Genomic DNA, 22982 nt, shown 5'->3' with positions numbered 1-22982 from the left:
GCTACTTTGTGAGGACTGGCGGTGCCGAGATAATGGGGCCCGTGGGGACCTCGGGGCGGGGCGCGGTGGCCAGCGTGATAGCCAGGTCGGCCATGTGCTCCACCACCCACTCGAAATAGCTGGGGGTGAGGGAGTTGATGTCCATGTCCGGGGCCGGGTTCATGAAGTCGATGGCGTAGGGAATGCCGTCTTTCACCGCGAACTCTACGGTGTTCATGTCGTAGCCCAGTCCGCGGCAGAGGGTCAGCGCGTCACGGACGCAACGATCCTCGAGCTCCTTGCCGAGATACCCGGGGTCCGGGATGTACTTCCGCTGCCCCGGGTCGTAGGGCATGGGGAGGACTTTGTCGCGTCCCAGCACCATGCAGCGGACGTAGGCGTCCCACTTGATGAACTCCTGCACGACCATGGTGAGCAGGCCGCTGCTGTTGTAGGCGGCCAGCAGCTCCTCCATGGAGTGGCAGATGTAGACGTCGCGCCAGCCGCCGCCATGGGCGTCTTTCAGTACGCAGGGGAAGCCGATGTGTTCTGCGACGCCGGCCCAGTTGAGCGGGTAGGAGAGGTTGCGCAGCGATTCGGAGTGCGAGATCCCCGGGATGTAGTCCTTGTTGGGGAGGACCATCGTTTTGGGGTGCGCTACGCCGAGCTGCATGGCCATGGTGGCGTCGTAGAACTTGTCGTCGGCCGACCACATGAACGGGTTGTTGACGACCGTGACGCCCATGCGTGCCGCATGCTTGAGGAAGGTGCGGTAGAAGCCCACCTCATGACTGATGCGGTCAATGATGAGGGTGTACGGCACGGGTTGCTGCATGCGTGTGGCATCCAGCTTGATGTAGTCGGCGGTGACCCCCGACTGGCGGCGGCTGACGGCGTCGATAAATGCGGGGGGGAAGGACCATTCCCGCCCGACAAGCAATCCAATGCGTGGTTCGATGGGCACGACGAGGCTCCGGAGGATGTGCGTGATGACTCGCCACTATGGGGCAAGAAGGCCGAGTGCGCCAGCAGGAGAAATGGAACAATGAAACAGACCGCGTCATCCGAAAACTCGTGTTGGCAAACAAGAAAAGAGCAATTTTGTGAGGCCACTCCATGTGGACAAACCTCCCCCTTCCGCCAGAAAATATTGCGGCATCACGAAGCCGTTTTTCCACACCGCTGCGGCTCCCAGATGGTGCCGGGAGTGGCACTTAGCCGGTTCTCCACATCGATTCCCACACATATCGACAATACTGTCAACAACTTAGCTCGCATTTCACGTATTGCGTGGGCGCCTGAATCGTCATAACATCCCCGCCCATCGACGAACCAGTTTGTAACGGGAAATCGGTGATCACGTTCCTGCCCCCTCACGGAATAGAACTATGCACGTCGTCGCCGTAGACGCCCCGATCGGTCCGATGGAGCTTGCGCCCATCACAAGCCTTGCTATCCACACGGATATCGCCAGCGACCGGATCAGTGCGTTCTGGACGGATGATGATCAGTACGTAGTGCGAGCCGAAGGCGCCCATGGCGTCGTCTGGTATCGCATCGACACCGGAGAGATGGCGGAGCCGGGCGACCTCGATGAGGCGTCCCTGGAGGCCCGGACGGCGCTCGGCGCCCTGCTGGCCGACATCATCCCCCTTGGAGGGGGACGCGTGGCGTTCCCGGTGGGCAGCACCGGGCGTCGCACCTACCGGGTATGGCGTGGCGCCAAGGGCGCGTCAGGCCGTACTAGAATCCTGGGAGTTCGAGCTGCGCGGTCACGCCGCCTGCCAGCGTAACGCCGGCAGCCTGTAACCACGCCAGCAGCACGTCCTGCCCATGATCGCCCGCCATCGCGGAGCGAGCCGCACTCAGGTGCAGCTTGAACTCGGCCGACACATCGGGGAGCGTCCGTCTCAGCACCGCCACCGTGAGCAGTTCCGTCGCGTCGGCCAGGTGTCGGATGGCGAACTCCGTCATGCGCGCGCGCAGCGCCACGGCATTGAGCACGGGTCCCTCTCCGGGGACTTCGTGGTCGGCCCGACGCTCGCGGAAGGCAGCGAGGCGACTGCGAGTGGCCGAGAGCATCGGCAACTCGTCGGCCGCATTCTCGGGAAGGACAGCCACCGGGGCTCCCATGAGTCCCAGCCAGGCCATCCACAGGGTGCCACGCGCGTAGGGCTCCCACGGCTCGGCGTCGAGCCTGTGAGCGGCGCGTTTGACCACGTCAGCAACGTGGGCCCGGGCGTCCCACCAGCGTTCGTAACTCTCGGTTTGCCGGGAGACGAGCGCCAGAGCGCCCAGCTTGAGAGCCCACTTGATGGACAGCTCCCCATCGTCGATGGGGGGGCGGAGCGCGGCGGAGCACCGGAAGGCCCGGGCGGCTCCCAGCGCCAGCACCGCCTGCGCCAGATCACGTGCCGCACTGGGCGTGGGCTGGAGCGCCGCATCCAACTGCCCCAGGGCAGCCAGTTCGTACGCCGTACCCAACAGTGCCAGGCCGTCGGCTATGGGTTCGCCAAGGCCATCTCCAGGGAGCAGCGCGGCCGCATCGGCCCGTTCGAGCAGCAATCCCCGACGTTCGGTGGGGATGGCGGCGACGGCCCAATGCTCGTCAAGCGTGGTTCTGGCCAAGTCGGCCAGCGCCCGCGCGGCGAGGTCTCGATCTGCTACCGGGACGAGGACGTGCATCCAGCCTCCATAAAGGGAGAGCTCGAACGGGGTCCTGCAGGAAGTACCGCACCAACACGGCTGTAACACCGACCCAACAACAAGAAACACAACAGCATGCGGGTTTCCCGCGTGCTCTGCATCGCTATCACTGTCGCATTTATGTAACAGGTAGGCATCTGTCAAGAGGAGTGGCGCGATCCTGTCCTCTTCAGGGGCCCTTTCGGGAGATTTGACGTGGGATTTGAGTCGTCGCAGGGGGCGCGCCGCCGGTTGGCCGCCTTGGCCGCTACCAATGGCCGCATTCAGGAAGCATTGGCTCCATCGGGTTTTCCGGGGCTGAGCGCAACTGCCAAGGGGGCATCCAAGGCGCGCGCCGACCGAGCAGACTCATCCATTACAACCCCTAACCATGCCCTGGTCCAGCAACTCGATTCGCTGGCGCAGGACATCATGGCCACCCCCGGCGCAGGCGGCGCCCTCATTGCCGCCTACGCGGCCCAGGCCCGTGCGCTCAGCATGGTCGTCGAAGCCGCCCGCCGCGCCGGCGGGGCTCCCCTGCCCGCGTCGGTCATTGCCGCGGCCCAGGAAGCGCTTACGGCGCCGAGCCCGCTTCCGGGGTTGATGGCGGGGTGAGAAGTGAGCGGTGAGAAGCAAGAAACCCACCGGCCGGTAACGGACGGTGGGTTTTGCGTTTGGGGCATTTAACTGAGGACTGAAGACTCCAACTGAGAACTGAACACTCAAACTGACGACTGAAAACTTCCCGGCCCTCTGGCGATTCCCGGGGCAAAAGGAGTTTTCAGTTTTCAGTCGAAGTTTTCAGTTTTCGGTTCAAGTTCTCAGTCCTCAGTTGTTATTCCCCTTGATATCCACCTTCTTCTCCGCCTTCGAGTCCTCCAGCGTCTCCAGCACCTGGCGCCAGGAGAACTTGTTCCCCTTGCCGAGCACGTAGTAGTCCATCCAGGCCTGCTCGGATACGCTCTTTACGAGGCGGTTGCGGGCGTCGGGAATACCGTGCGAGGCGCCTGGGTACATGTAGAGCTCGGTGGGCACGCCCACCCGCTTGAGCCCCATGTGCAGCTCCACGCTCTGCGGGCTGGGCACGCGCGGGTCGCCCTCCACGACGTGAATCATCGTGGGCGTTTTGGCATTGCGGATGAACTGGATGGGGCTCTGACGCCAGTAGGCGTCAAAGTCGTCATACGGCAGCTTGTCGCCCAGGTAGTGCTGGCGGTTCCGCTGCACGTCGGACTGCGCGTACATGGAAATCCAGTTGGAGGTACCAGCGCCGCTGGAGATGGCCTTGAAGCGGTCGGTGTGCGTGAGAATCCAATTGCTCCAGTGACCACCAGCGCTCCACCCCAGCACGCCCATCTTGGTGCTGTCCACCAGGCCGGTGGCAATGAGGTGGTCCACGCCGGTCATGATGTCCTGATAGCCCGGATCGAAGTAGTTGCCCACGATGCCGTTCTTGTGCGCTTCGCCGTAGTTGGTGCTGCCGCGGTAGTTGGGCATGAGCACCGCCCACCCCTGCCCTGCGTACGCCTGCGCGCCGTAGCCGCCGTTGAAGCCCAGCAGATCGGCCGCTGCCGGGCCGCCGTGAATGGCGACCAGCAGCGGATACTTCTTGCCCGGCTGGTAGCCCACCGGCTTCACGAGCACGCCGCCCACCGGCTTGCCGTCCTTTGAGGTCCAGGTTACTTCGGTCTCTTCGCCGAGCGCGATCTGCTCACGCACCCACGGGTTGGCGTCGGTGAGCTGCACCCACGCCGCCTTTTTGGGGAGGTCAAGCATGGAGCTCACCGTGTAAATGGCCCCCGGGCTCGTGGGATCCTGATAGTTGAGCAGCAGGCGCTTGGTATCCTGGTCCTGCGACACATTCACCACCCCCTGCACGTTGGTGACCGGCTTGACCTTGCCCGAGGCCACATCAAGCGCGAACAGCTGCGTCGTGGCCTTGAAGCCGGTATTGAAGTAAATGGTCTTGCCGTCGGCCGACCAGAAGCCCACCGAGTGGTCGCCATCCCAATCGCCGATCTTGCGGAACGCCCCGCCCTTGGCGGCCACGTCACGCACGTACACGCGGCGGTTCTTCATGTTGTACTTCGTCATGTCGTCCGACGCCGAGAAGGCAATCGTACGGCTGTCCGGGGAGAAGCTGAGGCCGCTTTCCGACGTTTCGTCGTTGGTGGTGAGCCGCTCAACGGCGTTGCCCTGCGTGTCCAGCAGGAAGACGTCGGCGTAGATCCCCTCTTCGGTGATGTTGCGCTTGTAGCGGTCGTTGGGCACCGCATTGAAGCCCACATACCGGCCATCGGGGGAGATGGTGAAGTCGGTGACCGCCATGTTGGGGTCGCGCGTGAGCCGCGACATAGGGTACGACGGCCCCGACAGCTCCACGGCCCAGAGCGACACCGTGGGAGTGCCGGCGTTGCGCACATTCACGGTGAACTTCTTCTCGCGGCGCAGCTTTTCGTCGGTGTCAGTGGTGTCGGCCGAGAGGAAATAGATGCGGCGCGAATCGGGGGCCGCGATCCATTCGCCCACCCCGGTGGGGTGCTTGGTAAGCGGCGTGGCCGTAAGGGAGTCAAGCGGGGTGCCCTTCTCAATGGCGGCCACGGCTACGGCGTACAGCTGCTCCTCGCCGTTCTTGCCGCTGCGGTACACCAGCCACTGCCCGTCTTTGGTAAAGGCGTAATTGGAAACGCCTTCGCGGGCGTTGGTCACGCGGCGCGCTTCGCCACCGTCGGCACGCATGGCAAACAGCTGCTGCTGCCCGCCATTGGCCGCCGGCGCTTCCCGGTTGCTGGTAAAGGCGAACCAGCCTCCCTTGGGGGCCCAGCGGGGGGCGCCTTCGTTCTTTGCGGTGGTAAAGGTGAGCTGCCGAGTGCCCGCCACGCCACGGTCGGTGGGGGAGACCCAGATGTCCGACTGGCTGGTGGCTTCTTTCCAGTCGGGGGTGCTGATGGTGTACAGCAGCTGCTTGCCGTCGGGGGAGACGGCGGGGCTGCCGGCGTTCTTGAGGTACTGCTGATCGAGGAACGTCATGGGGCGCTTGCCCGCGGCACCCTGCGCGCCGAGCCACTGCGCAGCAAGCAGGGACAGCACGAGGGGCGAGACCACCAGCGAGGACTTCCGAACCGACATGGCGTGGTACTCCGGCAAATAGGGATGGGGGGAGCGCTTCCATCTTGCACCCAATGCACGCGGCGAGCAACGTGAGCGCATGCCCTTTCCCCGCACTCTGCTCCGTGGCGCGTGCGCCACTTTGTCTACGACCGCGGCACTGTTAGCGCTGACGGTCCCATGCTCTGCTGGCGCCCAGCGCGCCCCCCGCCCGTCCGCCGGCGAGCGCCCGACGTACGACCCGGCGCTCTACACCGACGGCACCAAGACCAACAACGCGCTCAAGTCGCTGCGCTGGCGCCTGGTGGGCCCCTTCCGCGGCGGCCGCTCCACGGCGGTGACCGGCGACCCCACCCGTCCGCTGGTGTTCTACTTTGGCGCCGTGAACGGTGGCGTCTGGAAGACCAGCAACGCCGGGCAGTCGTGGGAAAACATTACCGATGGCAAGACCGACATTTCGTCGGTGGGCGCCATTACGGTGGCCCCCAGTGACCCGAATGTGATTTGGGTAGGCACCGGCGAAGGCAAGCCGCGCGAAGACATCACGTACGGCACGGGTGTGTATCGCACCACCGACGGTGGTGACACGTGGACTCCGCGCGGACTCGCCAACACGCAGCACATCACCAGTCTGCGGGTGCACCCCACCAACCCCGATGTGGCGTACGTGACCGCGCTGGGTCATGCCTTTGGCCCGTCGCCCGATCGCGGTGTATTTCGTACGCTGGATGGCGGCGCGACGTGGAAGAAGGTGCTGTTCATCGACGACAGCACCGGCGCCGCCGACCTGTCATTGGATGTGACCAACCCGCGCATTTTGTACGCCTCAATGTGGAAGTTCCAGCGTACGCCCTGGGGGATGAACGCCGGCGCCGGACGCAGCGGACTCTGGAAGAGCACCGACGGTGGCGATACCTGGAGCGAACTGACCTACAATCCCGGCATGCCCAAGGGGCTCATCGGCAAGATTGGCGTGAGTGTCTCGCCCGCCAATGGCCAGCGCGTGTACGCCAACATTGAAGCGCAGGACTCATTGGGTGGCGTATTCCGCAGCGACAACGCCGGCGCCACCTGGACGCGCACCAACAGCGATCAGAAGTTTGTCGTGCGCCCGTTCTACTACATGAGCATCACGGCCGACCCGGTGAACGAAAACACCGTGTACGTGATGAACCTGCAGGTAAGCCGCAGCATTGATGGCGGCCGAACGTTTGTCACCACGCGGGTGCCACACGGCGACACGCACATCATGTGGGTGGACCCCAAGAACCCGCAGCGGCTCATCAACGGCAATGACGGTGGCGCGTCGGTATCGCTCGACGGTGGGCGCACGTGGAGCTCGCAGGACAACCAGCCCACGTCGCAGTTCTACCACGTGACCACCGACCAGTCGGTGCCGTATCGCATTCTGGGCGCGCAGCAGGACAACACGTCGGTGAACATTGCGCACCGTTCCGACAATGGGCGCATTACGGAGCGCGACTGGTGGCCGGTGGCCGGCTGTGAAAACGCCTACATTGCCGTGGACCCGCGCGACCCCAACGTGACCTTTGGTGGCTGCTACATGGGCCAGCTGACCCGTCACGACAAGAAGACGAACATGCGTCGCGATGTGTCGGTGTGGCTGGGCAACTACGACGGTATGGCCGCCGCTGATGTACCGCAGCGTTTTCAGTGGACGTTCCCCATTCACTTCTCGCCGCACGACCCCGACGTGCTGTACACGGCGTCGCAGTTTCTCTGGCGCTCGCGCAATCAGGGCGGCAGCTGGGAAAAGATCTCGGGTGATCTCACGCGACATGACCCGGCCACACTGGGGCGCAGTGGTGGCCCGGTAACCGGTGACATGACCGGCACCGAGTGGTACGCGACCATCTTTGCCTTTGCCGAATCGCCGGTAGCCAAGGGTGTGCTCTGGACAGGAAGCGACGACGGCCTGGTGCATGTGTCACGCGACAATGGTGCCACCTGGACCAACGTGACGCCCAAGGGAATGGGGGCGTTCGCGCGCATGTCGATCATTGAAGCGTCGCCCTTCGATGCCGGCACAGCGTACGTCGCCGCCAATCGGTATCAGCAGGACGACTTCGCGCCGTATCTGTACAGGACCACTGATTACGGAGCCACGTGGACGCGCATTGACGCGGGGATTCCCATGGGCTCGTATACACGCGCCATTCGCAGTGATACCAAACGCCGCGGCCTGCTCTTTGCCGGAACGGAAACGGGCGTGTACGTCTCGTTCAACGACGGCGCGGCGTGGGAGCCCATGCAGCTCAACCTGCCGCGGGCCGTGGTGCGTGACCTTCGCGTGCACGACAACGATCTCATTGTGGCCACACACGGGCGCGCTTTCTGGTCACTTGATGACATCTCGCCGCTGCGCACACTGGCCGACTCCATTACCACCAAGCCGGTGCACCTGTTTGCCCCAGCCTCGGCCATTCGCTGGACGAGCATGGGCGGTGGTCGTGGCGGCGGCAACGCCGGCGCCAACCCGCGGTACGGCGTGAGCGTGGACTACTGGCTCAAGAGCGCGCCGTCGTCACCCATCACGGTGCAGTTCCTCGAAGCGTCGGGCAAGGTGGTGCGTACGTTCAGCAGCGCGGATGCCCCGCGAAAGGACAGCACGGGGAACCCGGCGGCCGATTCCGCTGCCGCCAAGATTCGCCTGGAGCAGCGCGCCGAAGCGTTGAGCTACGAGGCGGCGGATTCGGTGGTGCATGCACGCGCCGGCACGAACCGCTTCATCTGGGACCTGAGCTACCCGGCGCCCAAGACCATTCCGGGGGCCATTGTGGACGACGGCTCCACCGACGGTCCGGTGGCGGTGCCTGGTGACTACGCGGTACGGCTCATCGTGGGCAAGGATACGCTTACGCGTGCGTTTGCGGTAAAGCCGGATCCGCGCTTGAACATGACGGCCGCCGAGTACAAGGCGCAGTTCGATGCGGCCAACGCGGTGGGCGCGCGCATCACGAGCATCACGGAAACGGTGCAGCGCGTGCAGGACCTGCAGCGTCAGCTGGATGAACGCGCGCGTCAGGCCAGCTCACAGGCGTACGCCAAGGAGGTGCGCGATGCGTCGACGGCACTGCGCAAGAAGCTGGAGGCGGTGCGCGCCGAGATCTACGAGGTGTACACCAAGGCAGATCAGGCGACGTTGAACTATCCGATCAAGCTGTATCAGATGTTCATCTCGTTGAACGCGCAGGTGCTCGAGGGCACGAACCCGCCCACGCGTCAGCACGGGGAGATCACGAGTGACTTGGGCGGCAAGCTCGATGTACAGCTGAAGACGTTGCAGGGGCTCGAGGACAAGGAGCTTTCGGAGTTCAACGCGCTGCTGTCTCGGCTGGGTGTGCCGAACGTGTTTGTGCCCAAGAAGCCGATTGGGTGACGCTGTGGGTGCGCGCGAGGCGCCCCGGTGGCTCCCGCTCACCCCGTTCGCTGCTCTCTTCGGGGGTGGCCGAGCGCACTGACGTGCGCCGGCGTCACCCCCTCAGGGATCCGCTCACGGGGCGGCGGGGCCGCCGGGGCTTGCTCCGTGACGTACTCATGGAGGCGCGGCGCTTTGCGCGCGCGGTTGGGGGAGGTCGCCGAGTTGGTTATCGGGCCGAGTCATCGAACCGGGTGGGACTTCGGCCGGAAGTGGTGCGCTCAAGCGTTTCACGATCCACCCCACACTGGCACCCGCCATGGCCCCGGCACCTGCGGCCAAGACCAACGGCAGCGGGGACATGCACCCGAGGCGTGAGCATTCGTCCGCAGCAAACGCGGTCATCAGGGTGCTGCCAATCAGGGCTCCGATGAGTGGGGCACGTGAACTGTTTGTCTCCGGCATATTGGAGAATTGCCGCAAGGTTGCAGTAGCGCTGTCGACGCGCTGGGCAACGGCTGTTTGCCGTGCGGATTCGTTCAGCGACAGCGCTGAGGCGGTTCGCACTTGAGCCTCGAGCTCCGACGCGCGCCACAGCGACAATAGCAGCAAGGCGCCAACTGCGCGGCTGCACACGTTTCGGGCAATTCCGATGGTTGTTGGCACGATATGTCCTCTCTCCAGATGTCGGCGCGCGCAGGGTGTGCCACACGATGCCGGCGCCCAGAGGTCTCGACCATACGTCGCCCGACGTACGGCCAATCACGTCGGCTTGCAGACTCGGTGCGCGCGAGGCGCCTCGGTGGCTGGCGGACTCGATGCGCGCGAGACTCCCCGGTGGCTCCCGCACACCCCGTTCGCTGCTCTCTTCGGGGGTGGCCGAGCGCACTGACGTGCGCCGGCGGCCCCCCCCTCAGGGATCCGCTCACGAGGCGGCGGGGCCGCCGGGGCTGGTTTCGTGGTGCTGGTTGGGCGCGGCGCTCTGCGCGCGCGGTGCCATCGCTAGTTCTTTGGCTCGGACTTTTGCATCCAGAGGGCGGTGAGGAACAGCGCGATGGCCAATACGCTGAGCGCCATGGACCACCACACGTTTGAGTCCTTCGCAACCGAGGAGCCGAGCACGGCGCTAATGCCAAGCGGAAAGAGCGCGGCTGAACGCTTTTGTGGCCGCGACTTCCAGAAGTACGCGGCGACCAGCGTGCAGACGAGCGACAAGGCGATGGTGAGTTGCGTTGGCATTCGCGGAATTCTGAATTGCTTGGGGGTCGCTCGTACAGTGGGCGTGCGGTGGGTCGTGCGGTAGGTCACGCGGTGGCTCTCAGCGGCCCCGCCACCCCGGTCGCGAATGCTCTTCGGGGGTGGCCGAGCGCGCTTACGCGCGCCGGCGTCACCCCCTCAGGGATTCGCTCCCCGGGGCGGCGGGGCCGCCGGAGAGTATGCGCGATGCGCGTTGGAAGAAGCGCAGTTGCGGCAGTTCCGGCGTTGTTGCACTAGCGCGCAAGCGCTCAGGCAAACCGCAACGTGGCTCACCACGACGCAAGCCACGGCGGCGCCGCTCACGGCAGTGAGCGAATCCCTGAGGGGGTGACGCCGGCGCGCGCGTCAGCGCGGGCTCGGCCACCCCCGAAGAGCATTCGCGAACGGCGTGAGCGGTGTCGCCGGGGCGCCTCGCGCGCACCCGAGTGTTCACGCATCCGCATACACATGCGTCTCGGCCTTGCCACCCGGATGCACCACGGCGCCGTGACGCGCCGAGCCTACGGTCTGCGCGTAGCGCCAGATCGCACCACTCTGATAATCCGTGGCGCGTGGCGTCCATTCGGCGCGCCGAGCGGCGAGTTCCTCGTCGCTCAACTGCACGTGCAACGTGCCCGCACCCGCATCAATGTCGATGATGTCCCCCTCGCGAATCAGTGCAAGTGGTCCACCAACGGCGGCCTCGGGGCTTACATGACCAATGCACAGCCCGCGTGTGGCACCGCTGAAACGGCCATCGGTAATGAGCGCGACATGCTCGCCCATGCCCTGCCCGTAAATCGCGCTGGTGGTACTGAGCATTTCGCGCATGCCCGGGCCACCGCGCGGCCCCTCGTAGCGAATGACCAGCACATCGTTCTTTTCGTAGCGACGCTCCATGACGGCGGCAAAGCATGCCTCTTCGCTGTCAAAGACCCGCGCCGGGCCACTGTGCGTAAGGTGCGATAGCCCCGCCACCTTCACGATGGCGCCATCGGGGGCGAGGTTGCCGCTCAGTCCCACCAGGCCACCGGTTGGCGAGATAGCCTGCGAGACGGGCATGACCACCTTCTGATCACTGGGCAACACCACATCGGCCAGATTCTCCGCAATGGTCTTACCCGTCACCGTGATGCAATCGCCGTGCAAAAAGCCGCCATCCAGCAGCACCTTGAGAATGACCGTGGCGCCACCAATGTCGTGCACGTCTTTCGCGAGATACTTGCCGCCCGGCTTGAGATCGGCAATGAGTGGTGTGCGTTTGAACACTTCGGCGACGTCAAAGAGATCGAAGTCGATCCCCATTTCGTGCGCAATGGCCGGCAAGTGCAACGTGGCGTTGGTTGAGCCACCCGTTGCTGCCACCACGGACGCGGCATTCTCCAGCGCGCGACGCGTCACGATCTGCCGCGGACGCAGCCCCTCACGCAGCAGGCGCATAACCGTTTCACCGGCACGCTCGGCGTGCACGTCGCGCGTTTCGTACGCCGCTGGCGGGCTGGAGGAGCCAGGCAATGCGAGCCCCATGGCCTCTGACACATACGCCATGCTGTTGGCGGTGTACTGTCCGCCGCAGGAGCCGGCGCCGGGGCACGCAACCTTCTCCAATGCGGTCAGCTCTTCGAGCGACATGTTGCCTGCCGCGTACGAGCCCACTGCCTCGAATACATCGAGCACCGTAACGTCGCGCTCCTGGTAGCGCCCCGGCAAAATGGAGCCGCCGTAGAGGAACACGCTTGGAATATCGAGGCGCACCATGGCCATCATCATGCCGGGGAGCGTCTTGTCGCAGCCGGCAATGCCCACCAGCGCGTCGTAGCAGTGTCCGCGCACGGTGAGTTCGATACTGTCGGCAATGATTTCGCGACTCACCAGCGAGGCCTTCATGCCCGCGTGACCCATGGCAATGCCGTCGGTCACGGTAATGGTGCAAAACTCACGTGGTGTGCCACCGCCGGCAATCACACCGCGCTTGGCCACCTCGGCTTGGCGCTTGAGCGAGATGTTGCACGGTGCCGCTTCATTCCAGCTGGAGACCACTCCGACCAGCGGCCGAGCGATCTCTTCACTCGTGAGCCCCATGGCATAGTAGAACGCGCGATGCGGCGCGCGCTCGGGGCCCTGCATGGCGTGGCGGCTGGGGAGCGGGTGCTGGGACATTGGTGCGGGGGGCAGGCGGTGGTGGAGGGCTCACAGCAAGACGGCAGGCGGCAGCCACCCAGATGGCAGGTGTCGCTACCCCAAAGCCTCGCTGTGGAACACTAACCCGTCAACGCCCCCGCTGGATCTCCGTGGCCCGCGCGAGTGCGGCGAGGTACTGCCGCTCGTTCTTGTATTCGCGCCGCATGCGGGAGATGTCCACGCCTCCCATGATCGCCACCCCACTCACCCGCACCACCGGGGCCTCGGGGTCTTCAATAGGGGTGCCGGCCTTGTGCTCAAAACCGCCCAGGAACGCTCCGCCCACGACCTCCACACGCACGCCTTCGGGGAGCGTGAGTTCCACACCGCCCATGCAGGCGACAATCTCGATGTGCGTAACTCCCGGCGAGAAGCGCGCTTCGCGCAGGTCGAGCTCACCGCCGCCCATGACGGCCCACACTTTGAGATGCCGAGGCACCATCCAGCCGCCTTTGACCCCAAAGCCGCCCATCACGGCCACGGCGACCCCGCGCTCGGGGACCAGCGAGTCGGTGGTGGAGTAGCGCTGCCAGTCGTCCAGTGACCGCGATGGATCGCTGGGATCCATCAGCAGCTGCTGCAACTCGGCCGGGGTCTGTGCGCGATATACCGCCGCCAGCCGCTGGTCGAGTTGCTCCATGCTCAGCAGATCATTCGCGAACGCCGCCGACAACAGCCGCGTGACCCGGTCACGATGCGCGTTGGAGATGGGGATGGGGGCGTAGGGGGAATTCATCGTGTGGCTGGGTTTGGGAACTGCTGAACGGCAGACGGCAGCCACTCAGCCGGCAGTGAGGAGGAACGCCTACTCCCAACTGCCATCTGTGTGGCTGCCGTCATCTGTCCTACGCGGTTCCGTCCCTGCAGTTTCGGCGCCCTTACAGCGCCGGCCGCCGCGCGTGAAAGTCCGTCGCCTTCTGGAACTGGTGCGCCACCGACAGAATGATGTCGTCGTTGTACAGGTTGCCGGTAATCACGCCACAAATGGGCTGCGCCTTGTACGTGGGCGCGGGCGTGGAGTCGTTGTTGCGTGGTCCGCCGCCACCAAAGTTGGGTACATCAAACTTGAATGGCAGCACGGCGCAGGGATGGCCGGTTTGCGCGTTAGGACCAATATCGGCATTGGGCGCGCCAATGAAGCCGTCGAGGTCCTTCAAGAATTCGCCCCACTTCTGCACCAGCATGAGCCGACGACGCTGATTGTTGATGAAGTCAAACGCCTTGGTGTTGCGCCCGCCAACAAAGCGGGGGTTCCAGTCCGCTGCCGCCATGGGGTTGGGCTCCCCTTCGTTGATGCCCTTGGGACGCGCCGGCGGTGTATTGCCAAACGGACCGTTGGCCCCCGGGCCACTGGCCGGGCGTTCGGGGAGCGCGTTGAGATCGAGGTTGAACTCCTTGGCCTTCTTCTGCACAAAGCTGTCAAAGGCCGCGGCATACTCGGCGTTCAGTCCACCACCCCCCATGCCCGGCACCGTGGGACGCGCGCCAATGGTCTTGGGGGTCATGCCCAGCGCCGTGAGCTTCTCCACTAACTCCTTGGGCGCGTTGGGATCCACGCCAATGCGCAACGACGCGAGCTTGATGTTGCGATCGAAGGTGAAGGGCGTGGTCACCGTGCTGGCGTCTTTGGGGTCAACACCGTGCAGCACGTTGAACACCATCGCGCAGTCTTCGGCGGTGCGACACATGGGACCCACACGATCCTGCGACCAGCTCAGCACCATGCCACCATGACGACTCACCCGGCCGTACGTTGGACGCAGCGCGCTGATGCCGTTGCGAATGGCCGGTGAGACAATGGAACCCTGCGTTTCGGTGCCAATGGAGAAGGCTACCACGCCACCAGCCGTGGCCGAGCCTGGCCCGGCAGATGAGCCACTCGATCCGATGTTGGTGTTCCACGGATTGTTGGTGCGCCCGCCAAACCACCAGTCGTTCTGTGCGTACAACCCCGTGGCAAGCTTGGCCAGCAACACCGCACCCGCGTTGCGTAACCGCACCACAATTTCGGCGTCGTAATCGTGCGTCTGGTCTTTGTAATCCGGCGAGCCCCACGACGTGGGCGCGTTCTTCGTGGCAAACAGATCCTTGATACCGTACGGCACACCATGCAACGGGCCGCGGTACTTGCCGGCGGCAAGCTCCTTGTCCATGGCGTCCGCCTCGGCGCGCGCCGACTCCTTCATGAGCGTCACCACGCAATTGAGCGTGGGGTTGAGCCGCTCCATGCGCTCGAGGTAGATGTCGGTGATTTGGCGCGACGTGATCTTGCGTGCCTTAATCAGCGCCGCAATTCGATGCGCCGGCAGGAACGCGAGATCTTCCGGATTGCTTGGCACCGCACCCGTAAACGGCTCCACCGTAAACGTGCTGCGCTTGAACGCATTCACGCCGTACTTGGCGACCATCTTTTCCATGAGCGCACCGGTCCCCTCGGGGTACGGCATGAACTGCAATGCCGGCGCCTCGCCATTACCCAGTGGCACAGCCGACTGCTGCACCGGCGGTTGCATGGTACTCCACACACTCGCCGTCGCGTCAAAGTACGCGCGCGGAGACTGCGCTCCGGCTGCCCGCACACCAAACGTGCTGGCCGCCGCCGCTACGAGGGAGCGGAACATGAACTCACGACGCGGCAACCCCGTCGCCGTTTCGTCGTAGTCCATGGCCGCCAGCTCAGCCTGAGCATGCTCGAGAAAATCGAGAGGAGTAGACACGCGCGCGGACTCGCTTTTTGAAGAGGGTCGGTTTGGCACAGCGTAACGGCGGTATGATAACCGCGTTATGGGCCACCGGTTAGCGTAAAAGCGCTACGGCGTAAGGGCGTTATGATAACGGCGTCACGGGTTATCGGGTTATCGGGTACTGCTACCGCGGTAAGCGGTACCGCCGGTCCGCAGTTGCTCGGTAACCTGATAACCCATAACGCGGTTATCATAACGCCGTTACGAAGTTGCACCGTTATGGAAACCAGATAACCCATAACGCGGCTAGCATAACGCCGTTACGCTGTTACGGTTGTATCCGAAAAACAAACGCCTGTTGCACCAGTTGGTTTACGCGCCTGCCCGCAAACATCGCCGCTTTGTACTTCATGCGCGGCAGGGCGGCGCGTACGGCGCTCACGAACTGCGGGTCCACTATCTCCAGGACCTGCATGGTGAGGGTGTCGGCGTAGCCGGTGCTGTCCACGATGAACTGGGCGTACACCACTCCCTGCACGCCGGCGTCCATCAGCGCCTTGGGGTACACTGGCCCTTCGGCCGTGGGGTCGAGCGCGGCGGTGGAGTCCACTTCAATCTCGGTCATCGCTTGCGGCGACGAGACCTCCGACGGCGTCGGCGAAGTTTCCGTAACCAGCTGTGCCCCCTGCTGCGAGACGGCCACTGGTTGACGGCCCTGATCGGTTGGCACCGCCACTTCACCGGTGGCGGAAACAGCGGCGCCCCCCAGCCCGACGAATGACAAACGCTCCTCAGAGGGCGGCGGCGAGTAGCGGCGGAACGGCGCCAAGAACGACACAGACTCGTCGGCTTGCTGGCTCTGCTCCTTCGCCAATGCGCGACGTTCCAGCCACCCAGCCGCGACAAAGCCCACCACAATGAGCAGCTCGGCGCTCACCCCCACCGCCTGCTGCACCAACGCGTGCCACGAAAACCGCCGCGTGGATTCAAAGGCGCGCAGCGCTACGCGAGTTCGTGATTTGGCCACCGGCATTTGGTCCTCCATGGCAGGGGCTGATCCCGCATGATTCGCTTCTCGGCGCCGCCACGCAAGGCATCCGTGACGAACGGGAGTGTGGCCGTGGTCAACCGGATCCCTATTTGCCATTTGTCACCCATACAGTTACAATTCAAAAATGAACTCCCGCCTTACCGTCGCCGCCCATGTGCTTGGCATGATCTCCTACCTCGAACGTGAGGAGGGGCGCGGGGCCACGTCCGACGAACTGGCGCAGAGCGTCGGGACGAATGCCGTGGTCATCAGGCGGGTGCTGGGGCAGCTCAAAAGTGCGGGCCTTGTGGACACCCGCCGTGGCGCGGGCGGCGGCTCCGTGCTGAGTCGCGACCCGCGCGACATCACGCTGCGGGCAGTGTACGAAGCGGTCGAGGACGACGCCTGCACGCTCATTGGCCGCCATGCCAGCGCTGTAGGCGCCGAGTGTCCCGTAGCGCCGGTGATTGCCTCGTACCTGGATGGGTTGTACGTGGAAGCCGAAGAGGCGCTCAAGCGCACCCTCGGCGAAGTCACCGTCGACGCCATGTCACGCGAGGTCATGACGCGCGTGCGGAGCTGTCGCGGCGCATCAGCGCACGTGGCCTGAGCATCAACGCAGGACCTTTCACGATGTGTCGCACCTCAATTTGTAACACTATCTGATACAATACGATGTCTCTCACACCGCATCAGTACACCACATCCTGGGTCAGGCGTCTGCGTGCGTTCACCGCACTGGTGCTCCTGGCCCTGATGCCGTGGTCCGCCGCGCAGGCACGGCAGCTGCGCCAGTATGGAGCGGGCCCTGCCCTGCACCCCAACGTGACACTCAGCATCCCCGGCAACTCGCGATTCGCCGCCGCGCTCAGTGGCCGCGACACGGTGCAAGGGCACCTGCTCGCCATGGGTATTCACTGGGAGCAGCTGCGTAAGACGTTGCCGGCATTCGTCCTGGGGGCGCACGAAGCGGCGTGGGTCGTCCCGCTCCCCTTGGGCGACGCGGGCGAGCACGGCCCGGCGCTGCTGGCCGTCGTGCACGACGCCAACGGAGACGCCACCGCCCTTGAGCTCTTTGTGCACAACGAAGAGCGCTTCGCCAAACGCGTCCCGCGTGATGATGGCGTACAGCGCACATCGCTGGCCGCCAAGCGGAACCTGCAACAGGTGCAGGCGCTTCATGGCACGGGGGGATCCACCCGGTTTCTGGCCGCTAGCCGTGCGCGCGTGATGGCCATTCTGCAGGTGGCCAGTGCCAGTGGCCCCTCCCAGCTGGTGCAATACCGGTTCGATCCGTCGGGGCGCATCACGTCGCTCCGCACCGTCCTTCCGCTGGGTGTGCTGTGCTGCAACTCCTCTGGTTCAAACGAGACCTTCGCCTTCATGATCACGCCCCCTTAGCGGCCGCGGCAGCGGCGGGGCGTGTACTGCCGGTGTATGTGCATGAACCCGAGCTGCTCACCACCACCGATCACGACCCTCGACACGCCGCCTTTGTCGAAGAGTGCCTGCAGGAATTGCGCGTAGCGCTGGCCGAACGAGGGGCACCGCTGCTGGAGCCCCACGGCGTTCTGCCCGATGTGTTTGAGGCACTGTGCGAACAGTTGCCCATTACCGCGATCTACGCCCACGAGGAGTGCGGTAACGGCACGAGCTACGCGCGCGACCGGCGCGTACGCGCCTGGGCCAGGCGGCGCGGCCTCGCGATGCACGAGTTCCAGGGAAGCGGCGTGGTGCGACGCCTGGCATCGCGAGACGGCTGGCACGAACAATGGCTGCAGCACGTGCGCGCACCGCGTGCCGCGACCCCGCTGCGCATAACGGGGGCCACCGCGGACGAACTCTCGCGGGTGCCGCAGCAATTCGTGGCCCCGCGCAACGCTTCAACTCCGCCAATGCACGTGCCTGGCATGGTGGAGCGTCAGACCGGCGGCCGCACCCACGCCGAGCGTTTGCTCGGCAGCTTTCTGCAGGAACGCGGTGAGCATTATCGCGTGGCCATGTCCAGCCCCAGCGAGGCAATTGACGCTTGTAGCCGCCTCAGCCCGCATCTCACGTGGGGCACCCTGTCGGTGCGCGAGGCGTATCAGGCCGCACGCGGTCGCGCCGCCCAATTGCGGGACGAACTCAAGGGGCTCGGTCGCACAGCGAGCAACCTCTCGCAACGTGAAACGCTAGCGCGCTGGCAGCAGTCGCTGGTGAGTTTTGCCTCGCGTATCGAGTGGCGCGATCACTTCATACAAAAGCTCGAGTCGGAACCGGCGCTGGAGTACCGTTCGTACGCGCCCATTTTTGACAACGTGTGGTCACTGGAGCCAGACGCCGAACGGTTGGATGCCTGGCGCGAAGGGCGCACCGGGTATCCGCTGGTAGACGCCTGCATGCGCAGCGTACACGCCACCGGGTGGCTCACCTTTCGCATGCGGGCCATGGTGATGAGCTTTGCCTCGCACTACCTGTGGCTGCACTGGCGCCCGGCGGGGCTGGTGTTGGCGCGGGCCTTCACCGATTACGAGCCGGGCATTCATTGGATGCAGTGCCAGATGCAGGCCGGTGTGACGGGGATCAACACCATCCGCATCTACAACCCCATCAAGCAGGCCGCCGAGCATGATGCCGCGGGCGACTTTGTGCGCCGGTGGGTGCCGGAGCTTTCGGCGCTTCCGACCGCCGACCTGCTGCGCCCCTGGGACGCACCGCCGCTCATGCAGCAGATGCACGGTATGCACATTGGTCGTGACTATCCGCGGCCCATTGTGCCGCACGAAGCGTCGTATACGCACGCGCGGGATACGTTGCACACGCTCAAACAAGCGGCGCAGCAGCAAGGCGTGTCTCGCCGCGTATGGCAGCAGCATGGGTCGCGCAAGACGCCCTTCAATGCATCCACTCGATAGCCAATCGCCCCGCGGCCCCAATCTGGCCTATGGCTCAGCTCCGGCACAGGGCAAAGACGCCCCCGGCAACCGCGTGGCCGGGTGCCACGGGGGCCCGGTGCGAACGGTCACTCGCTCCACATCAGGCGGCGCGATGGTGAACTCCCAAGCCAGCGTATGCTGCAACTCGGCGCCATGAAATACGCGGGTGCCCTGCCGGGGCTTCTGCCAGTTGATGGCGCACACCGACTCCAAGATCGACAACCCCGGCGCGATTTCCACGAACGTGCTGTGCGCAATCACACTGCGCACGCCACGCAGCGAGGCCGGCAATCGCTCGGGACGACTGAGCTCCAGCTCCATGCGCCGCAGCTGCGCCGTCGCACTGTCCAGAAAGAAGGCGCCGTGTACGTCAGGCGTCCGCAGCCGTTCGCTGGCGCGCACATCCAATCGGAACCACGTCTCGTTTCCCTGCACCGAGGCACCGGCGTAGATGAAGCAGTGGTTGTTTACGAACGACGGATCCACCAGATCGATGATGGACGGAATCGCCATGAACGTTTCGCGCGCAATCGTTCCGCGCGTGGATTGCACCACCCGCCCAGGTTCATAGCGCACCGTCGGCTGCGCCGGTACGGCGAGTGTGTCTACGGAGCGTACGGCCATGGTGCCATCGTCGTACTCACCCAGCGCGCGCACCTGCGCATACACGAACGGGAAGCGCCGCACGAGCGTGCGATACGTCGCGGCGTTTTCGCGCAGCAACCCCACCAGCTGTGCGACCTCCGGGAATCGACTGCTGTCGGGGAGTCCCGGCAAGCGACACGGGTCGGTGGGGCGCACGGTCATGCCGGTGAGCCGGACCGGCACCTGAATGAGCGCTATCGAAAGCGTGGTGGTTCTGTTGGCCGCAACCGTGATCCGCTGACGCTGCGGTACAAAGCCGATGCGCCGAACCATGAGTTCATACGTTCCAGCAGGCACGGCCGACAGCAGAAATTGACCCTCGGCGCCCGAGAAGCGCTCGATATTGAGCGATGGAATACTGACCACCGCATAGGGCAGCGCCACGTTGGTGGGCGCGGCCTGCACCACGCCGCGCACGGTGCCGCTCGCTGCGCTCTGTGCAACCCCAGCAGCAGGAGCACACAGCAAGAGCCAGGCGCAAACCATCAGGCGCCATGCGGCAGCGGCGCGTCTCATACCACCGGCGCCCGCCACACCACAAACGTGGTGCCATCCACCCGGTGCAACGGTACCCGTTGTGCCAGCCGGTTGAGTGCCGTGAACACCCCGGGAGCATGGGAGGGACCGGCGTAGTCGTGCCACACCACCAGCCCACCCGGCCGCACGATGCGCATGGCCTTGGCCGAATCGCTCTCCACATACGACTCGGCGTGCGACCCGTCCACAAACACCAGGTCAGCCCACGCCACATACGGTGACTCATCGAACGTCTTGCTGTCGCCGTACACCTGCGTAATGCGCGCCGCCTCGGGGGTCCCGCTGTACAGAAACTCGGTAAACGCCGACTCGGCCAGCGCAAACTTCGTGTCTTCGTCGGTATCGCTGGCCCCCCGCGCGTAGGCAGCCGCCTGCTCTGGCGCCAGCGTGAGCGTGACCACCTGCGCCTGCGCCGGCGCGTTGCGGGCCCAGAGGTACGCGGTCTTGCCGGTACAGGTGCCGAACTCGAAACAGCGCGAAGCCTTGGTGGCCAGCACGGCCAGAATCCACGCCTCGCCATCGCTGGTGCCACCGGGGACCACCAGCGGCCCGCGCCCAATGAACGACACCTCCGCTTCCCGCGTGGGGCCGTAGGGACCGGTGGCAAAGACCGGTGACAGCTGGGGCAGCGGCATGACCGGAATAGGCCACGCCCCCAACAATCCCTGCCCCTTTCGGCGCGCACGCTCCCGCTGGTACAACAGCGCAAAGAGCACGGTGGTGACCGCACATACCATCGCAACAAAGGCCATGGCTAATGCTCGCGGTCGGCACCGTTCGGCGCCAGCAGTGTACGTTATTGCCCAATACCACGGAGCCCTCCAGACTCCATGGCAGCTCGATCACCGCATTTCGTCCCGCCTGCACGTTTCCTTGTACCGGTGTGCCATGCTCGCTCGTTCTGTTTCGTCCTATCCCCGCCTGGTGATTGCGGCGCTGCTGCTGTCGGCCTGTGCTCGCGCGACCACGACCCCTGCGCCCACGCCGGAGCCGGCGTTGCGGCCAGTGCAGCAGCCGCCCATTACGGTCGCGCCACCGCCGCAGGCCCCCACGCCTACGCCCACGGCACCGGATACGGCGCGGGCCGACTGGCACCGCCTGGATTACGACGCCGACCGCGTGTTGGGTGTGGGCTCGGAACGGGCGCTGCGTGAACTGCTGAGTTCACGCACCCCGCAGCGCGAAGTGATCGTGGCGGTGATCGACGGCGGCATTGATACGGCGCACGTGTCACTGCGCTCGCGCCTCTGGAAGAACCGCACCGAAGTGGCCGGCAACGGGCAGGACGACGACAAGAACGGCTACACCGACGACGTCTGGGGGTGGAACCTGATGGTGACGCCCACCGGCGCTGCCGTTGGTGCGGAAACGTTTGAACTCACCCGGATCTATGCCGCCTGCCGCGGAACGGCGGCGGGTCGTGGCATTGCCAAGCCATCGGCCGCGCGCTGCGATTCATTGGCAAGCACGTATCTCGAAAAGAGCGCCGAAGTGAACGGCACGCTCAGCCAGATTCGCAACATCGAGCGCGCCCTTTCACAGGTAACCGCAGTCCTCACGCAGGCCATGGGCCCGGGGCCGCTCACGCGGGCGCGGGTGGTGGCATTCGCGCCGGCCAACGCGGCGCAGACGAACGCCAAACAGACGTGGCTCTCCCTTGATGCCAACGGCTTGGGCGAGGACGCCATTGCCGACGCGCTCAAGGCCTACCAGAACCAGGCCACGTACGGCCTCGACACCACGTACTATCCACGCGCCGTGGGCGTGGTGGGCTCCGGTGATGTCACCGGCCCCGATGCGCTGCACGGCACCCACGTGGCGGGCATCATTGGCGCGGAGCGAACGGCAGGCAACGCCGTGCAAGGCATTGCCCCCAACGTGCGGCTCATGGCCGTGCGCGCCGTGCCCGATGGCGACGAGCGCGACGAAGATGTGGCCCGCGCCATTCGCTATGCCGTGGATAACGGGGCAATGGTGATCAACATGAGCTTCGGCAAGGCGTACTCACCACGCAAAGCTTCAGTTGACAGCGCGGTGCGCTACGCCGAGAGCAAGGGGGTACTGCTGGTACACGCCGCCGGCAACGATGGGGAGAACAACGATGTGGTGCCGTCGTTCCCCACCCCCACACTGGGTACGAATGCCCGCGCGTCGTTGTGGCTGGAAGTGGGCGCCAGCTCGTGGAAGGGCACGAGCACGTTAGCCACGAGCTTCAGCAACTATGGCAAGCAACAGGTGGATCTCTTTGCCCCGGGCGAAGACATTCTCAGCACCGCGCCGGGCGGAGGCGTGAAGCGCGAAAGCGGCACCAGCATGGCCGCCCCAGTGGTGTCGGGGGTGGCGGCGCTGCTGCTCACGTATTTCCCCAAGCTCACGCCGACCGAGGTGCGCGACATCATCGTGCAGTCGGTACGGACGTTTCCCGGGCTCACGGTTACGCTGCCCGGAAGCGACGGGCAGAAGGCGCCTTTTGCCGGTCTGTCGCGTACCGGCGGGGTTATTGACGCCTACGCCGCCGTGAAGTTGGCACTGCAGCGGGAAGCGTTGCGGCCGTAACGTTCAGCATCTCCAATAACTCGACCGTGTCGATGCATGGCGCG

Annotated in this window: 17 protein-coding genes; 7 read left to right on the top strand and 10 right to left on the bottom strand. The window is 65.0% G+C overall.

From position 1 onward, the window contains the following. Position 1: 1 nt before the first annotated feature. A complete protein-coding gene (locus tag GEMMAAP_RS07560) occupies positions 2–943 on the bottom strand; it encodes an ATP-grasp domain-containing protein (protein ID WP_026850476.1) in 942 nt (313 codons plus the stop codon). A gap of 424 nt (positions 944–1367) precedes the next feature. Between GEMMAAP_RS07560 and GEMMAAP_RS20295 the strand changes: the two genes are divergently transcribed. Then, the gene (locus GEMMAAP_RS20295; protein ID WP_145979050.1) at positions 1368–1772 is read left to right on the top strand and encodes a hypothetical protein; all 405 of its coding nucleotides are present in this window, start codon (positions 1368–1370) and stop codon (positions 1770–1772) included. Here the strand turns inward: GEMMAAP_RS20295 and GEMMAAP_RS07555 are convergent. Then, positions 1723–2664, bottom strand: a complete 942-nt coding sequence (locus tag GEMMAAP_RS07555) for a hypothetical protein (RefSeq protein ID WP_026850475.1) — start codon at positions 2662–2664, stop codon at positions 1723–1725. The genes GEMMAAP_RS20295 and GEMMAAP_RS07555 overlap by 50 nt on opposite strands. A gap of 216 nt (positions 2665–2880) precedes the next feature. Here GEMMAAP_RS07555 and GEMMAAP_RS07550 point away from each other — a divergent pair, with 216 nt between their 5' ends. After that, positions 2881–3279: a hypothetical protein gene (locus GEMMAAP_RS07550; protein WP_026850474.1), complete on the top strand. Its 399-nt coding sequence runs from the start codon at positions 2881–2883 to the stop codon at positions 3277–3279. A 213-nt stretch (positions 3280–3492) separates the two neighbouring features. Here the strand turns inward: GEMMAAP_RS07550 and GEMMAAP_RS07545 are convergent, their stop codons facing one another. Continuing rightward, entirely contained in the window at positions 3493–5793 is a 2301-nt protein-coding gene (locus GEMMAAP_RS07545; protein WP_026850473.1) for a S9 family peptidase, read from the bottom strand. Between the two features lie 79 nt (positions 5794–5872). On the opposite strand from GEMMAAP_RS07545, the gene GEMMAAP_RS07540 reads away from it, so the two are divergent. Further along, positions 5873–9172: a WD40/YVTN/BNR-like repeat-containing protein gene (locus GEMMAAP_RS07540; RefSeq protein WP_053334388.1), complete on the top strand. Its 3300-nt coding sequence runs from the start codon at positions 5873–5875 to the stop codon at positions 9170–9172. 981 nt (positions 9173–10153) lie between these two features. Here the strand turns inward: GEMMAAP_RS07540 and GEMMAAP_RS07535 are convergent. From GEMMAAP_RS07535 to GEMMAAP_RS07515, 5 genes are all read right to left on the bottom strand, one after another. Then, the gene (locus GEMMAAP_RS07535; RefSeq protein WP_026850472.1) at positions 10154–10390 is read right to left on the bottom strand and encodes a hypothetical protein; all 237 of its coding nucleotides are present in this window, start codon (positions 10388–10390) and stop codon (positions 10154–10156) included. A gap of 447 nt (positions 10391–10837) precedes the next feature. Beyond that, the gene (ilvD, locus tag GEMMAAP_RS07530) at positions 10838–12547 is read right to left on the bottom strand and encodes a dihydroxy-acid dehydratase (RefSeq protein ID WP_026850471.1); all 1710 of its coding nucleotides are present in this window, start codon (positions 12545–12547) and stop codon (positions 10838–10840) included. Between the two features lie 109 nt (positions 12548–12656). Continuing rightward, positions 12657–13304, bottom strand: coding sequence for a DUF1707 SHOCT-like domain-containing protein (locus GEMMAAP_RS07525; protein ID WP_026850470.1), 648 nt, complete (start codon positions 13302–13304; stop codon positions 12657–12659). A gap of 142 nt (positions 13305–13446) precedes the next feature. Next, on the bottom strand, positions 13447–15285 hold the full coding sequence (locus GEMMAAP_RS07520; RefSeq protein ID WP_145979049.1) for an amidase: 1839 nt from the start codon (positions 15283–15285) through the stop codon (positions 13447–13449). Positions 15286–15580: 295 nt separating this feature from the next. After that, a complete protein-coding gene (locus tag GEMMAAP_RS07515; protein WP_158514768.1) occupies positions 15581–16279 on the bottom strand; it encodes an energy transducer TonB in 699 nt (232 codons plus the stop codon). A 148-nt stretch (positions 16280–16427) separates the two neighbouring features. On the opposite strand from GEMMAAP_RS07515, the gene GEMMAAP_RS07510 reads away from it, so the two are divergent. From GEMMAAP_RS07510 to GEMMAAP_RS07500, 3 genes are all read left to right on the top strand, one after another. Then, positions 16428–16892 carry an Rrf2 family transcriptional regulator gene (locus tag GEMMAAP_RS07510; RefSeq protein WP_043581366.1) on the top strand — a complete coding sequence of 155 codons (465 nt, stop codon included), beginning with the start codon at positions 16428–16430 and terminating at the stop codon, positions 16890–16892. A gap of 65 nt (positions 16893–16957) precedes the next feature. After that, complete coding sequence (locus GEMMAAP_RS07505) at positions 16958–17683, top strand: hypothetical protein (protein WP_026850467.1); 726 nt, start codon at positions 16958–16960, stop codon at positions 17681–17683. Further along, a complete protein-coding gene (locus tag GEMMAAP_RS07500) occupies positions 17626–19179 on the top strand; it encodes a cryptochrome/deoxyribodipyrimidine photo-lyase family protein (RefSeq protein WP_053334386.1) in 1554 nt (517 codons plus the stop codon). The genes GEMMAAP_RS07505 and GEMMAAP_RS07500 overlap by 58 nt, the downstream gene beginning before the upstream one ends. Positions 19180–19206: 27 nt before the next feature. On the opposite strand, the gene GEMMAAP_RS07495 is transcribed toward GEMMAAP_RS07500, so the two are convergent. Both GEMMAAP_RS07495 and GEMMAAP_RS07490 read right to left on the bottom strand, forming a co-directional pair. Further along, positions 19207–20361: a carboxypeptidase regulatory-like domain-containing protein gene (locus GEMMAAP_RS07495; protein WP_145979047.1), complete on the bottom strand. Its 1155-nt coding sequence runs from the start codon at positions 20359–20361 to the stop codon at positions 19207–19209. Further along, positions 20358–21134, bottom strand: a complete 777-nt coding sequence (locus GEMMAAP_RS07490) for a class I SAM-dependent methyltransferase (protein WP_026850465.1) — start codon at positions 21132–21134, stop codon at positions 20358–20360. The genes GEMMAAP_RS07495 and GEMMAAP_RS07490 overlap by 4 nt, the downstream gene beginning before the upstream one ends. Positions 21135–21270: 136 nt before the next feature. On the opposite strand from GEMMAAP_RS07490, the gene GEMMAAP_RS07485 reads away from it, so the two are divergent. After that, on the top strand, positions 21271–22938 hold the full coding sequence (locus GEMMAAP_RS07485) for a S8 family serine peptidase (protein ID WP_026850464.1): 1668 nt from the start codon (positions 21271–21273) through the stop codon (positions 22936–22938). Positions 22939–22982 lie beyond the last annotated feature (44 nt).

The sequence above is a fragment of the Gemmatimonas phototrophica genome (assembly GCF_000695095.2).
GTDB classification, from domain to species: domain Bacteria; phylum Gemmatimonadota; class Gemmatimonadetes; order Gemmatimonadales; family Gemmatimonadaceae; genus Gemmatimonas; species Gemmatimonas phototrophica.
Note: the sequence above shows the minus strand (reverse complement) of the source record. Positions and strands in the feature narration are given on the sequence as shown.